This window comes from Sphaerisporangium sp. NPDC005288, from assembly GCF_040607475.1.
GTDB lineage: Bacteria > Actinomycetota > Actinomycetes > Streptosporangiales > Streptosporangiaceae > Sphaerisporangium > Sphaerisporangium rhizosphaerae.
Window position 1 is genome coordinate 86544 of record NZ_JBEXGT010000039.1, and the last position, 13793, is coordinate 100336.

The following is a 13793-nucleotide window of genomic DNA, read 5'->3' on the forward strand; positions in this document are numbered from 1 at the left end:
GCGTCGCGGAGCCGGTCGGTGTGCGCCACGAGCCGTGCTCCCCGGCCCCGCCGGCCCGCCGGGGCCCGCTCCCGCGCGAGTGATCTCCGTCACCATGGACGTCGCGCGGTCGTCCCGGAAGGCCGCGTGAAGCCGCCGCGGCGTCCTCGCCGATCACCACCATCCGTTACAGGAGAGGCGGAGTTCGTCGGATCGGCCCTGGGTTCGTAGCATGGATCCATGGCACCCACCCCAGATTTGGTGACGGCCGCCCTGGCGACGGTCAACGACCCGGAGATCCGCCGGCCGATCACCGACCTCGGCATGGTCAAGAGCGTCGATATCTCCCCCGACGGGGTGGTGCGGGTCGGCGTCTACCTCACCGTCGCCGGCTGCCCGATGCGCGACACGATCACCCGCGACGTCACCGCCGCCGTCTCCAAGGTCGAGGGCGTCAGCGGCGTCCAGGTCGAGCTGGACGTCATGAGCGCCGAGCAGCGCAAGACCCTGCAGACGAGCCTGCGCGGCAACCGGGGCCCCGAGAAGGAGATCCCCTTCGCCAAGCCCGGCTCGCTCACCCGCGTCTTCGCCGTCGCCAGCGGCAAGGGCGGCGTCGGCAAGTCGTCGGTCACCGTCAACCTGGCCGCGGCGATGGCGTCCTCGGGCCTGAAGGTCGGCGTCGTGGACGCCGACATCTACGGGCACTCCGTCCCCCGCATGCTCGGCGTGAGCGACCGGCCGACCAAGGTCGAAGACATGATCATGCCGCCGGTGGCCCACGACATCAAGGTCATCTCGGTCGGCATGTTCAAGCCCCCGGGCAACAGCCCGGTGGTGTGGCGCGGCCCGATGCTCGACCGCGCGCTCCACCAGTTCCTCGCGGACGTCTACTGGGGTGACCTGGACGTGCTGCTGATGGACCTTCCCCCGGGCACCGGCGACATCGCGATCTCGGTGGCGCAGCGCATGCCCAGCGCCGAGATCCTGGTCGTGACCACCCCGCAGCAGGCCGCGGCCGAGGTCGCCGAGCGCGCCGGGTCCATCGCCTCGCAGACCCACCAGCAGATCGCCGGCGTCATCGAGAACATGGCGTGGCTGCCCTGCCCCCACTGCGACGAGCGCATCGCGGTGTTCGGCGAGGGCGGCGGCCAGGCCGTCGCCGACGGCCTCACCCGCACCCTCGGCACGCGCGTCCCGCTGCTCGGCCAGGTGCCGATCGACCTGCGCCTGCGCGAGGGCGGCGACGAGGGCAAGCCGCTCGTGCTCACCGACCCCGACTCCCCCGCCGCCACCGAGCTGCGGCGCATCGCCGACGGCCTGAGCAGGCGGTCCAGCAGCCTCAAGGGCCTGCAACTGGGCCTGTCCCCGTCCGGCCGCTGAGCGACCCGCCCTTCCGGCCGCTCGGCGACCGGGAGGGCCCGTCCTACGACGGACACGCGAAAGGGCCGTCCCCGGTCTCGGGGGCGGCCCTTCGGCATGTCGTGCGGCTCGGACAGGCCTCGCCGTCGCGGCGGCCTCGGACACCACCCGGCCAGATGGCCCGGCGTCACAGGCTCAGGCGGCCTCGGCGTCGCGCCTCAGGTGGCCTCGGCGTCGTACGGGGGGATCTCGCCGTAACCGAGCTCGTCGCCGGCCGTGGTGGCGTACACGTCGGCCGTGCCGCCGTAGGCGTCGGTGTACGGCTCGCTCTGGCCGGGGGTGTGGTCCGCGGCCGGCCGGTTCCAGTCGTCCTCGAGATCTTGGAGCAGGTGCTTCCTGACGAAGTTCTTCGGATGCAGGTCGGTCGGGTCGAAGTTGGCGAACTCGGGACCGAGGTTCTCCTGCAGGTCGCTCTTGGCGTTGTTGGCCATCTGGCGGATCTGCCGCAGCGTGCGGCCCGCCTGGGCGGCGGCCTGGGGCAGCTTCTCGGGCCCGAAGACGAGAAGGGCGATGACCACGAGTGCCAAGACCTCAGGCCAGCCGAGTCCGAACACGGTGATCTCCTACGCTTTCCTACGCCCACGCCTGGCGTCGGCCGGGTTCGTCCGACGGCGACATGGTTCTTCCCAGAGTAATGCGTGACCCGGCATGGGGCGCAATGAGCCGACGCCGATCAGGACGGCTGCGGCGTCGGGACGGGCACGGCGTCGATGGTCACGGTGGTGGTGCGCTCGCTGCCGTTCCGCTGGTACTTGATGGTGACCTTGTCGCCGGGCGCCTTGCTGCGGATGGTGACGATCAGCTCCGACGGCTGGGTCACCGGGGTGTCGTCGACCGAGAGGATGACGTCGCCGGGCTTGAGCCCCGCCTTGTCGGCCGGGCCGCCGGGGGTGACCGGCTGCTGGCCGCCCTGCGGAGTGGCGGCGATGCGGACGCCCTCGCCGGTGTAGTTCTCGTCGATCGAGACGCCGATGCGGGACTTCTTGGCGGTGCCGGTGGTGACGAGCTCTTCGGCGATGCGCCGGACGTGGTTGACCGGGATGGAGAACCCGAGCCCGATGCTGCCGCTCTGCCCGCCGAAGGAGGAGTTGCCGAGCGTCGCGATGGCCGAGTTGACGCCGATCACCTCGCCCGCGGCGTTGACCAGCGGGCCGCCCGAGTTGCCGGGGTTGATCGCCGCGTCGGTCTGGATGGCGTTGATGAACGACGACTCCGAGCCGCTCTCGCCGCCGGCGGTGACCGGGCGGTTGAGGGAGCTGACGATGCCCGTGGTGACCGTGCCGGACAGCCCGAGCGGCGAGCCGATCGCGATGACGGGGTCGCCCACGACGACCCGGTCGGAGTTGCCCAGGAAGATCTCGGGGGCGCCGAAGGTGTCGGCCGGCCTGACCACCGCGATGTCGGAGCTCGGGTCGCGCCCGACGATCGTGCCGGTCGTGGACTTCTTGTTGTTGAAGGTCACCTTGATGGTGCCGGTCTGGGCCGCGGCGGCCACCACGTGGTTGTTGGTGACGATGTACCCGCCCTTGATCAGGAAGCCCGAGCCGGTGCCCGCCTCGCTGTTGCCCCGCACCTCGAGGGAGACGACGCTCGGCAGGACCTTCGAGGCCACGCCGGCCACGGAATCGGGAGGACGGTTGACGACCACGCCGCTCGGCGTGCCGAGGCTGTAGGAGGGGTTGATGCCCGAGCCGCCGGACCGGGTGAGCAGGTAGGTGCCGAGGCTGCCGAGAATCGAGGCGACCAGCGCGATGACGACGGCGAGGGTGGCCAGCACGCCGGTGCGCGGGCCGCGCGAGCCGGAGCCGCCGGTCTCGGCCGGCGGCGCGCCGGGCGGCGGCGCCCAGCCGGGGCCCATGCCGTAGGCGCCGCGCGGAGGCGGGGGCGGCGGCGCGCCGTACAAGCCGCCGGGGCCGCCGAAGCCCGCAGGGCCTCCCGGACCTCCAGGGCCTCCCGGCGAGGGCGGCAGCGGGCCGCCGGCGGGGTTGCCCCACCCGGAGGCGGAGTCGTCACCGGGCCGCCTGCCCTCGGCGGCGAAGGGGATCAGTCCGGTGGCGTCACCGGAGTGCGGGGCCGGCCGGTGGCCCTCGGCCCCGAACGCCATGGTGCCGCCCTCGGCGGTGAACGGGTCGCGCGCCGGGGCGCCGGGCTCGGCGGCGAACGGATCGCGCCCCTGCGCCCCGTACTGGGCGGTGGAGGCCTCACGCCCCTGGCCGGAGTGCTCACCCGCGAACGGGTCGCGCCCCGGCTCGCCGGACGGCCAGGCGTCGGACGCGGGCAGGAACTCGGGCCTGACCCGCATGCCGCCGCCTGGAGACTCCGATGTCGAGCCATCCCCGGACCGCTGGGGTGGAGTGGCCACGTCCCCGCTGTCGAAGGTACGTGTCTCGTCGGTCATCGAAGGCTCACTCCCGAGGCCGGTCTACGTGGCTACGACAGATTGTCGCTCAGACCGCATACGAGCGCCGTAAACGCCCTGACGGGTCCCTCCGATCGTATGCCCGCCCCGGCCGTGACGTAGACCGGACGGCTCGCTGACCGGCCTCTGGAGCCACTACAGCGCCGGGAGCGGCCCGCACGGGACCGGCTCCCGGCCTGACGGCGCGGCCCTGCGCGGGCCGGGCGTCAGGGGTGGCTGGTGGGCGTGACGCCCCTTCCGGGCACGACCTGGCCGGCCGGCGCGGTCGCCCGGTGCTGGTTGGCGAACATCTCCACCGGCGGCGCCGGCGGCCGGTTGTTCACGCCGCCCACCATGAACAAGGTGCCGAGCGCGACGGCCGCCGAGGCGACGCCGACCGCGACGTACCCGGCGCGGCGGCCGCCCGCCTGCCGTCCCGGCCCAGAGAAGCCGCCGCGGCGGCCCGGCCGGTTGTCGGCCGGGGCGCCGTTCAGCGAGTACGACGGAGTGGGAAAGGGACGCACGCGCGGCGGGACGGGGCCCCCCGGCTCGGACATCCGCAGCAGGGACATGGTGAGGTCCGCCGGCACGGCGGGCGGTTCGAGTGACCTGAGACGGCTCTTGAGCGCCCGCATGGCGTCCAGCTCCGCGCGGCAGTCCGCGCAGAACGTCAGGTGCGCCAGGGCGCGCTCGCGCTCGGCGTGGCCGAGCTCTCCGTCGATCAGCGCTGAGGCGCGCTCTCCGAGATGGCTCATGCTCCCTCCCTGCTGACGGTCGGGGGGAGTTCGTCGCGACGGGGCGCACGGTGCTCGAGCGCCTCGCGCAACTGGCTGCGACCGCGATGGATCCGGCTGCGGACGGTGCCCAGCTTCACGCCGAGCGTCGCCGCGATCTCCTCATAGGACAGGCCTTCGATGTCGCAGAGCACCACCGCGGCGCGGAACTCCGGCTGCAGCGAGTCGAGCGCCGCCTGGATGTCCGGTTCGAGCTGGGCGTCGTCGTACACCTGCGCCGGGGACGGCTCGCGGCCGCGCAGACGCTCCCCCGCGTCGTCGCCGAGCCCCTCGAAGCGGATGCGCTGCCTGCGCCGCGCCATGTCGAGGAACAGGTTCGTCGTGATGCGGTGCAGCCAGCCCTCGAAGGTGCCCGGCGTGTAGCTCGACAGCGACCTGAACACCCGGACGAAGACCTCCTGCGTGAGGTCCTCGGCGTCGTGGACGTTGCCGGTCAGCCGGTAGGCGAGGCGATAGACGCGCGCCGAATGGGCGCGGACGACCTCCTCCCATGTGGGAGGCGTCCAACCTCCGTCGGGTAGCCGGGGATCGCTCCCCGGCGACGCACTGTCGGGAGTATCGGCCTGGTGGTTGTCCTCCACCAGCACTCCTCTCTCCGGGACCACCGCTACAGCCATAGTGCCTGCTTTCGTCCCTTCCTGCGTACCCACCGGCCATTGAGGCCGGACCGTGTTCTTCGAAGGCCTTGAACAAAGGTCGTTCAAAGCGTGCAACGTACCCGTTGTGGCGTGAGTTCCCGTTCGGCCCCGACTCCCCTAGGCTGCGACCAATACGTGCCACGGCGAAGGCGGGGAGGAGAGGCCGATGGCCCCGACGCCGACCAGTCCGGTGGAGGCCACGCTGGCCTACGCGGAGGAGTTCCATTCCGAAGACGAGGTGCTCAGCGCCGCGAGACGGCGCGGCATGGAGGTGGGCGCCGTCCCGATCCTGCCCGGCGGCGGCGCGGCCCTGTGCTTCCTCGCCACGGCGATCAGCGCCAGGTCCGTGGTCGAGGTCGGCACCGGCTGCGGCGTCTCGGGGTTGTGGCTGCTGCGCGGCATGCGTCCCGACGGCACGCTGACCAGCGTCGACGCCGAGCCCGAGCACCAGAGGCTTGCACGGCACGCCTTCGCGGAGGCCGGCTTCTCCGGCAGCAGGGTGCGCCTGATCGGCGGCAGGGCCCTGGACGTGCTGCCGCGCCTGGCCGACGGCGGCTACGACATGGTGTTCTGCGACGCCGCGAAGCAGGAGTACGGCGACTACCTGGCGGAGGCCGTGCGCCTGCTGCGGCTCGGCGGCATCGTCGCCTTCGACCACGCGCTGTGGCACAACCGGGTCGCCGACCCGGCGCAGCGCGACCCGGACACCGTGGCGATCCGCGAGCTGGGCAAGCTGATCAGGTCGGACGACCGGCTGCGCGCGCTGATGATGCCGCTGGGCGACGGCCTCCTGGCCGCCGTCAAGATCGCCAACTGACGGCGGGCACGGGCGGCGGGCCGGGCTCAGGCGTGGTGCGCGGTGGACCCGGTCCGGGCGTGGCCGGCGGTCGACCCGGTTGAGGCGTGGCCGGCGGCCGGCCCGGTTCAGGCGTAGTGCGCGGTGAACCAGTCGAGCAGCAGGCGGGCGCCGAACCCCGTCGCGCCCTTGGTGAAGACCCCGTCGTCCGCGGTGGTGCGGGCCACGCCGGCGATGTCGAGGTGGGCCCAGCGCCGCCCGCCGGTGAACTCGCGCAGGAACAGCGCCGCGGTGATGGAGCCCCCGCCGTACTTGTTCGCGGAGTCCACGTTGGTCAGGTCGGCGATCTCGGAGTCGAGCGCGGCGCGGTACTCGTCGATGAGCGGCATCCGCCACAGCGCCTCGCCGGACCTCGCGCCCGCCTCCAGCAGTTCCTTGGCCAGGTCGTCGCCGGTGGAGTACACCGCGCCGATGTCGCGTCCCAGCGCGATGCCGACGGCCCCCGTGAGCGTGGCCAGGTCGATGACGGTGTCGGGCTCCAGCACGTCGTCGGCATAGGCCAGGGCGTCGGCGAGCACGAGCCTTCCCTCGGCGTCGGTGTTGAGCACCTCCACCGTTCGGCCACCGTAGTGGGTGATCACGTCGCCGGGCCGCTGCGCGCTGCCCGAGGGCATGTTCTCGGCGGCGGCGACCAGGCCGGTGACGCGCGCCTGCACGCCGAGCCGGCGCAGCGCCCCGAGCACGGCGATCACCACGGCGCCGCCCGCCATGTCGGTCTTCATGAACTTCATGCCCTCGGTCGGCTTGAGGGACAACCCGCCGCTGTCGAAGGTGATGCCCTTGCCGATCAGCACGATGTGCGGGCCCGCGGGAGCCTCGGGCTCGTAGGAGAGCTGGATCAGCCGCGGCGTGCTCACCGACCCCTGGCCCACCGCCAGGATGCCGCCGAACCCGCCCTCGGCCAGCTCGCGCGGCTCCCACACCTTGACCGCGAGGCCCTCGCGCCCGGCGATCTCGGCGGCGCGGGCGGCCAGCCAGGCGGGGTTCTTCTCCGAGGACGGGGTGTTGGCCAGGTCGCGGGTGAGGGCCGTGGCGCGGGCGGTCACCTCGGCGCGCTCGACGGCCGCGCGGGCCCGTTCGGGGCCCGACAGGCGGATCTCCTCGACGGCCCTGGCCCGGACCGCCCCGATGCGCATCGTGTAGGAGCCCAAGAGCGCTCCCTCGGCCAGGGCGGCCCAGCCCGCCTCACCGGCGCCGGGGGGCAGGGCGATGTCGATGGCCCGGCGTCCCCGGGCCCGCCGGGCGAGCACGCCGCCGGCCTTGCGCAGGGCTCGCGGCCCGCCGTCGCCGATGCCGTACAGCAGGACCCGCCGCACCGCGTCGCCGTGCGAGACCGGCACCTCCACGACCTCGCCGGGCTCGCCCTTGGCGTCGTGGTGGACGAGGAGGGCGGGGACCGGCACGGGCAGTTCCACCTCGGCGGTGAGTTCGCTCCCGAACGGCACCGCCAACAGGTCGGCGTCCTGCGCGGGCGAGTCGACGAAGCTCAGCTCGGTCTCGATGGGCATGGTGGCCTCCCCGGCCTGGAAAGTGCGACAGCCCCGGCGTGGGGGTCTGACCCGGCCGCCGGGGCCGTCAAGTCGCCTGTGTCGATGGGTCGTATCAGGGGTATGTCAGCCGACGACGTTCTTCAGAGCGTCGCCAAGGGCTCTGGCCTCGTCCGGTGAGAGTTCGACGACGAGCCGGCCGCCACCCTCCAGAGGGACCCGCATGACAATGCCCCGTCCTTCCTTGGTGACCTCCAGCGGACCGTCGCCAGTCCGCGGCTTCATCGCCGCCATGCGTGTATCCCTTCCTGCCTCGGCCGGACGACACCGCCGCGCTCGTGTGCGCGTCCGGCCGCCCGCCGCTTTCACGTCTTCTGTGACGTCCCATTATCCCGCCTCGCGAGCGCGCATGGGTAACGATCTCCTCCCAGAATGCGTTGTCCGGGGCCCTGCGGCCGATCAAACTGGTCTATGTGAACGCCCGCGCCGCGCTTTTCGACCTCTACGGCGACCACCTGCGCATCCGCTCCGGACGGGCGTCCGTGGCCGCCCTGGTGCGGCTGCTGGCCCCCCTCGACATCGCCGCTCCGGCGGTCCGCACGGCGATCTCGCGCATGGTGCGGCAGGACTGGCTCACCCCCGTCCGGCTCGCCCAGGGGCCGGGGTACGCGCTCACGCCGAAGTGCCTGCGCCGCCTGGACGAGGCCGCTTCGCGCATCTACCGCACGGGCTCGGCGGTGTGGCCGGGCCGGTGGCACGTGCTGGTCTTCCAGCCGGTGCGCGACCGGGCCAGGCGCGAGCGGCTGCGTGCCGACCTCGCCTTCCTCGGCTACGCCCCCCTGTGCGAGACCACCTGGGTCGGGCCGCGCGCCTCGCCGGAGCTGGATGCCCTGCTGGAGGAGCAGCGGGTCCGCGCCGACCGCTTCGTGAGCACTCTGGACGGTGACCCGCGCGAGCTGGTGGCCCGCGCGTGGGACCTGGGCGCCATCGCGCGGGCCTACGAGGAGTGGATGGGGCAGGCGGCCGACCTGGTCGGGGCCGTCTCGTGCGACGCCCCGGACGACCAGATCTTCGCCGCGCGGAGCAGGTTGGTCCACGGATGGCGCAACTTCCTGTTCCGCGATCCCGGCCTGCCGGCCGAGCTCCTCCCGCCCGCCTGGCCGGGCGACAAGGCCCGTGCCTACTTCGAACAGGAGGCGGCCCGGCTGCTCCCGGCGGCCGCCGCCTTCGTCGACCGCAACCTGGACAAAGGAGTCCACTGATGGAGCAGCCGATGGACGCGCGGCCCGGCGGCGAGCAGGTGCTCTACGCCGTCGAGCAGGGTGTCGCGACGATCACGCTCAACCGTCCCGACGCGATGAACGCCCTGACCATCGTGATGAAGGCGGCCCTGCTCGAAGCGCTCGAACGCGCCCGGGACGAGGCGGACGTGCGCGCCGTGCTGCTCACCGGCGCCGGGCGCGGGTTCTGCGCCGGCCAGGATCTGCGCGAGCACGCCGAGAACCTCGCGGCCGGGGCCGGTCTGGACGACACCGTCCGCGCCCACTACAACCCGATCGTCCTGGCGATCACCGGCATGGGCAAGCCGGTGGTGGCCGCGGTGAACGGCTACGCCGCGGGCGCGGGCGTGTCGCTGGCGCTGGCGTGCGACTTCAGGGTCGCGGCCGAGAACGCCCGTTTCGCGATGGCCTTCAGCGCCATCGCCCTCGGCCCCGACTCCGGCGCCTCGTGGACCCTTCCTCGTCTGGTCGGAGCGGCCAAGGCGCGTGAGCTGCTGATGCTGGGCGACCCCGTGGACGCCGCCGAGGCGGCGCGGCTCGGCATGGTGACCTCGGTCGTGCCGGCCGAGGAGCTGGCGCGGAGCGCCCGTGACCTGGCCGTGCGCCTCGCGCAGGGCCCCACGCTCGCGTACGGCGCCATCAAGCAGGCCCTGGACTTCTCCGGGGCGCAACCCCTGGAGGACGCCCTTTCGATGGAGGCCGACCTGCAGGACGCCTGCGCCAAGACCGAGGACCACCACAGCGCCACCCACGCGTTCCTCGCCAAGCAGCGGCCCGTCTACGAGGGCCGCTGACGCCCCCGCCGTTCTCAGGCGATGCCGTCGCGCACCCAGCAGTCGGCGATGTGGTCGTTGACCAGGCCGATGGCCTGCATCAGCGCGTAGGCCGTGGTCGGGCCGATGAAGCGCAGGCCGTGGCGCTTGAGCTCCTTGGCCAGGGCCGTGGAGCCGGGCGTGGTCGGCCGCAGGTCGGCGAGGGTGCGCGGCGCGGGCGAGGAGGGGTCGGCGTAGCGCCAGACCAGCTCGGAGACCCCGCCGGGGATCGCGGCGGCGGCGCGGGCGTTGGCGATCGCCGCCTCGATCTTGGCCCGGTTGCGGATGATGCCCGCGTCGGCGAGCAGCCGCTCCACGTCGGCCTCGCCGAACGCGGCGACCGCCTCGATGGAGAACCCGGAGAACGCCTTGCGGAAGTTCTCGCGTTTGCGCAGGATCGTCAGCCACGACAGGCCCGACTGGAAGCCTTCGAGCGTCAGCCGCTCGAACACCAGGTCATCGCCGCGGACCGGCCGGCCCCATTCATCGTCGTGGTAGGAGATGTAGTCCGGAGCGCTGGTCGCCCAGCCGCATCTGATGAGCTCAGGTTCCACGAACGTCGAGGTTACCGCTCTGGCCGGTGGACTCGGGGCGGTCGTCCGCCGTGGCGGTGTCACCGCCTGGGGCGCCGTGCCCTGCGGGCGGTTCGCCGTCCGGCTCGGGCGCGGCGGCGCCGGCGTCCCGCGGCGCCTCCGGCGCGGGCGGCCGGTGGTGCTTCGAGCCCGACTCGGGGTCCGGTGAGCTCCTGCCCAGCCCCGAGGCGGTCCCCTCCTCCGCCGGCCGCTCGTCCAGCGGGCGGGCCGTCAGGCCCGAGAAGGTCCTCGGCGGCGCGGGATACTCCTCCGGCATCGCGATGGGCTCCGACGTCGCGATCACCCGGGGCCCCGTGGCGCCGTCGTACCGCGACGGGCCCTCCGGCCCGGAGGACAGCGTCTCGGACTCGCCGAGGGGGTGCGGCGCGGCGGCCAGCCCCTGGCCCGTCCTGACCGGCCCCGGTTCGGGGGCGGGCGCCCAGGACGGCCGCGTCTGCGCCTCCTGACGGGCCTGGACGCGCCCCGCCAGCAGTTCGGCGACGCGCTGCTCCAGCACGGCGATGTGGGTGTCACGCTCGCCGATGGCCACCGCGGCCCGCTGCAGCGTCTCGTCCACCGTCTGTGTGTGGTAGCCGACCAGGCTCATCGGCAGCCGAAGCGCCATGAAGTCGACGGCCGTGAGCTGCCGCGGAGTGGGCAGTTCCAGGGGCGGGACGTCGGGGGCGAACTCCGTCAGCTCGCCGCCGCGCCCTTGCGAGACGATGACCACGCAGTACAGCACGGCGATCGCGGCGACAGCGAGAAGGACCAGCACATACGAATCGTGCCACATGGGTGCCTTTGAGCGCGCCTTGTTGATCCCGTACGCCGCCACGCATCAGCGGAGGGGCTGCTCGGAGTGGCCCGCCGGGTGAGGCGACCGGCATGGGGCACCGGTATGGCGGCACCGGTATGGCAGCATCGGTCGCATGACGCCCGTGCTCGTGACCGGCTCCGACCGCCCGCTCGACCCCTCCTGGGCGGTGGCCCGGTCGGCCGCCGAGGTCGAGCGGCTCGCCGGCGCCGGGCGCACCGTCGTGGTGACCCTGTCGGGCGACGAGACCGCCCAGCTCGCCGCGGCGGCGGTGTTCGCCTGGCTGGGGGCCCGCGTCTTCCGCACCGACCACGAGGAGCAGGTGCGGCGCGCGGTGGACATGACCGAGTCGCTCGCCGGCAGGCGTCCCCCGGCCCTGGCCCGCCGCGGCCTCGCCTGAACGGGGGGCCGGTCAGCCGGTGGCCGACTCGCCGATCTCGTCGGGGTGGGGGGTGAGGGGCAGCGCGGGCTTCTCCAGGTGTTCCAGGGCCTCGGTGACCGTCGTGGTCCAGGAGATGGCGTCGAAGACGTTCGGGCGGGTGAACCCCTGCTCGTACATGCCGTCGACCAGGCGGCGCAGCGGCTCGTACAGGCCCCACGGGTCCAGGATGACCAGCGGCTTGTCGTGCAGGCCGAGCACGCGCGCGGTCCAGATCTCGAAGAGCTCCTCCAGCGTGCCGATGCCGCCGGGCAGCACCAGGAACGCCTCCGAGCGCGCGTCCATGGTCCCCTTGCGTTCCCGCATGTCGCCCGTGATGATCAGCTCGTCGGAGTCGGTGTCGGCGATCTCCAGGTCCACCAGCGCCTGGGGCATCACGCCCACCGTGCGCCCGCCGGCCCGGCGGGCGGCGCCGGCGATCGCGCCCATGCACGAGACCGTGGCTCCGCCGCTGACAAGGGTGTGCCCCCTGCGGGCCAGCTCGGTCCCGACCTCCTCCGCGAGGTCGAGGTACTTCTGATCGATCTTCTGGCTGGACGCGCAGAACACACAAATCGCCATTGCCACGGCGTCACCTTACATCGCGCCTCCTTCTCGGTCGGATCGGTCGAGGTGGTGGTTGGGCGGAGCAAATACGAGCCGGAACGCGCAGTCAAGGCCCCAGGGCGTGGCGCGCGACGGCCGGCGAACGCGGCGGAGGGACTCATCTGCCGTTATGGCCGCCACCGCACCCGGCTTCGCGAGGGCGGTGATGAAAGTTACACCCCGATGTCGTTCCCCGGCCCGATGCGACCGCAATTTTCAGACCGCTATAACCGAGGTCAGAGCGCATATGCGAACTTCAGGGAATCCGAAAGTTTCGCGATGGCCTTGACTTGTTTCGGCCAGGTTTCCAGACTGACTCCCCGAGGCGGCCTCCTCCTGCCAGCTCGGTGGTGCTGCGACGAGGGACGCCGTCCGCGACGCCTCGGTGGTGTGCGTTCCGGCGACGGGACGCGGCGTCGATCCCGCCGGCCACGCCGCTCGCGCGGCTTCCCCGCTTCTTCCTGATTCAGTAACTCATGGAGGTTCAGGCATGGGCACAAACGCCCTACCCCCCACCGGAACCAAGCGACCGCTCAAGGGGCTTCGGGTCGCGCTCGCCGGCGCTCTCGGCGTGCTCGGCACGGTCGCGGCGCTGACGTTGCCGGGCCCGGCCGACGCCGCGGCGAGCACGCTGGGTGCGGCGGCGGCGCAGAGCGGGCGGTACTTCGGTACGGCCATCGCCTCGGGCAAGCTCGGTGACTCGGCGTACACGACCATCGCGAACCGTGAGTTCAACATGGTGACGGCCGAGAACGAGATGAAGATCGACGCGACCGAGCCCAACCAGAACCAGTTCAACTTCAGCGCCGGTGACCGGGTCTACAACTGGGCCGTGCAGAACGGCAAGCGGGTGCGCGGCCACACGCTGGCCTGGCACAACCAGCAGCCGGGCTGGATGCAGGGCATGTCGGGCAGCAACCTGCGCAACGCGATGATCAACCACATCAACGGCGTGATGGGCCACTACAAGGGCAAGATCGCCTACTGGGACGTGGTGAACGAGGCCTTCGCCGACGGCAACTCCGGTGGGCGGCGCAGCAGCAACCTGCAGTCGACCGGCAACGACTGGATCGAGGTGGCGTTCCGCACCGCGCGGGCCGCCGACCCCGCCGCCAAGCTCTGCTACAACGACTACAACATCGACAACTGGACCTGGGCCAAGACCCAAGGCGTCTACAACATGGTCCGCGACTTCAAGTCGCGCGGCGTGCCGATCGACTGCGTGGGTCTGCAGTCGCACTTCAACGGCAACAGCCCTTACAACAGCAACTACCGCACCACGATCTCCAGCTTCGCCGCCCTCGGCGTGGACGTGGCGATCACCGAGCTGGACATCCAGGGCGGCTCGGCCAGCACCTACCAGTCGGTGACCAACGACTGCCTTGCGGTGTCCCGCTGCGTCGGCATCACCGTGTGGGGTGTTCGTGACACCGACTCCTGGCTCGGCTCCGGCGCCACCGCGCTGCTGTTCGACGGCAACGGCAACAAGAAGGCCGCCTACACCTCGGTCCTCAACGCCCTCAACTCGGCCACTCCCAACCCCACCCCGACGCCCACGGTGACGCCCACGGTGACGCCGACCGCGACGCCTACTCCCACCGGACCTGGCGGCGGCGGCAACGGCGCGATCAGGGGTGTCGCGTCCGGGCGATGCGTGGACGTGCCCAACGCCTCCACCACCGACGGCACCGGCGTCCAGCTGTGGGACTGCAACGGCCAG

At 72.5% G+C, this 13793-nt stretch carries 15 protein-coding genes; 6 read left to right on the forward strand and 9 right to left on the reverse strand.

The annotated features are described in order from the left end of the window. The first annotated feature begins 219 nt into the window (after positions 1–219). Positions 220–1359, forward strand: a complete 1140-nt coding sequence (locus ABZU32_RS30640) for an Mrp/NBP35 family ATP-binding protein (protein WP_354927458.1) — start codon at positions 220–222, stop codon at positions 1357–1359. 197 nt (positions 1360–1556) lie between these two features. On the opposite strand, the gene ABZU32_RS30645 is transcribed toward ABZU32_RS30640, so the two are convergent. The 4 genes from ABZU32_RS30645 to sigE form a co-directional block, all read right to left on the reverse strand. Beyond that, positions 1557–1952 (reverse strand): sec-independent translocase, encoded by a 396-nt coding sequence (locus ABZU32_RS30645; RefSeq protein ID WP_354840417.1) that lies wholly within the window; start codon positions 1950–1952, stop codon positions 1557–1559. Positions 1953–2071: 119 nt separating this feature from the next. Next, complete coding sequence (locus tag ABZU32_RS30650) at positions 2072–3796, reverse strand: trypsin-like peptidase domain-containing protein (protein ID WP_354927460.1); 1725 nt, start codon at positions 3794–3796, stop codon at positions 2072–2074. 227 nt (positions 3797–4023) lie between these two features. Next, positions 4024–4551, reverse strand: a complete 528-nt coding sequence (locus tag ABZU32_RS30655) for an anti-sigma factor (protein WP_354840411.1) — start codon at positions 4549–4551, stop codon at positions 4024–4026. Next, positions 4548–5207, reverse strand: coding sequence for an RNA polymerase sigma factor SigE (gene sigE / locus ABZU32_RS30660; RefSeq protein WP_354840408.1), 660 nt, complete (start codon positions 5205–5207; stop codon positions 4548–4550). The genes ABZU32_RS30655 and sigE overlap by 4 nt, the downstream gene beginning before the upstream one ends. Positions 5208–5394: 187 nt before the next feature. Between sigE and ABZU32_RS30665 the strand changes: the two genes are divergently transcribed. Then, the gene (locus ABZU32_RS30665; RefSeq protein WP_354840405.1) at positions 5395–6045 is read left to right on the forward strand and encodes an O-methyltransferase; all 651 of its coding nucleotides are present in this window, start codon (positions 5395–5397) and stop codon (positions 6043–6045) included. Between the two features lie 107 nt (positions 6046–6152). Here ABZU32_RS30665 and ABZU32_RS30670 read toward each other — a convergent pair whose 3' ends face one another. Further along, positions 6153–7592, reverse strand: coding sequence for a leucyl aminopeptidase (locus ABZU32_RS30670; RefSeq protein WP_354927462.1), 1440 nt, complete (start codon positions 7590–7592; stop codon positions 6153–6155). Positions 7593–7697: 105 nt separating this feature from the next. Then, entirely contained in the window at positions 7698–7865 is a 168-nt protein-coding gene (locus ABZU32_RS30675; RefSeq protein ID WP_114033903.1) for a DUF3117 domain-containing protein, read from the reverse strand. 143 nt (positions 7866–8008) lie between these two features. Between ABZU32_RS30675 and ABZU32_RS30680 the strand changes: the two genes are divergently transcribed. Both ABZU32_RS30680 and ABZU32_RS30685 read left to right on the forward strand, forming a co-directional pair. Continuing rightward, entirely contained in the window at positions 8009–8833 is an 825-nt protein-coding gene (locus ABZU32_RS30680) for a PaaX family transcriptional regulator C-terminal domain-containing protein (RefSeq protein WP_354840401.1), read from the forward strand. Next, positions 8833–9645, forward strand: a complete 813-nt coding sequence (locus tag ABZU32_RS30685) for an enoyl-CoA hydratase-related protein (protein WP_354927464.1) — start codon at positions 8833–8835, stop codon at positions 9643–9645. Before ABZU32_RS30680 ends, ABZU32_RS30685 begins: the two co-directional genes overlap by 1 nt. Before the next feature lie 14 nt (positions 9646–9659). Here the strand turns inward: ABZU32_RS30685 and ABZU32_RS30690 are convergent, their stop codons facing one another. Beyond that, positions 9660–10217, reverse strand: coding sequence for a DNA-3-methyladenine glycosylase I (locus ABZU32_RS30690; RefSeq protein WP_354927466.1), 558 nt, complete (start codon positions 10215–10217; stop codon positions 9660–9662). Continuing rightward, a complete protein-coding gene (locus ABZU32_RS30695) occupies positions 10207–11010 on the reverse strand; it encodes a hypothetical protein (protein ID WP_354927468.1) in 804 nt (267 codons plus the stop codon). The genes ABZU32_RS30690 and ABZU32_RS30695 overlap by 11 nt, the downstream gene beginning before the upstream one ends. A 154-nt stretch (positions 11011–11164) precedes the next feature. Here ABZU32_RS30695 and ABZU32_RS30700 point away from each other — a divergent pair, with 154 nt between their 5' ends. Beyond that, a complete protein-coding gene (locus tag ABZU32_RS30700; protein WP_354927470.1) occupies positions 11165–11449 on the forward strand; it encodes a hypothetical protein in 285 nt (94 codons plus the stop codon). Between the two features lie 12 nt (positions 11450–11461). Here ABZU32_RS30700 and ABZU32_RS30705 read toward each other — a convergent pair whose 3' ends face one another. Beyond that, positions 11462–12049 carry a TIGR00730 family Rossman fold protein gene (locus tag ABZU32_RS30705; RefSeq protein WP_354927472.1) on the reverse strand — a complete coding sequence of 196 codons (588 nt, stop codon included), beginning with the start codon at positions 12047–12049 and terminating at the stop codon, positions 11462–11464. Between the two features lie 514 nt (positions 12050–12563). On the opposite strand from ABZU32_RS30705, the gene ABZU32_RS30710 reads away from it, so the two are divergent. Continuing rightward, positions 12564–13793, forward strand: a 1230-nt coding sequence (locus ABZU32_RS30710) for an endo-1,4-beta-xylanase (protein ID WP_354927474.1), incomplete at its 3' end; no start/stop codon positions are given.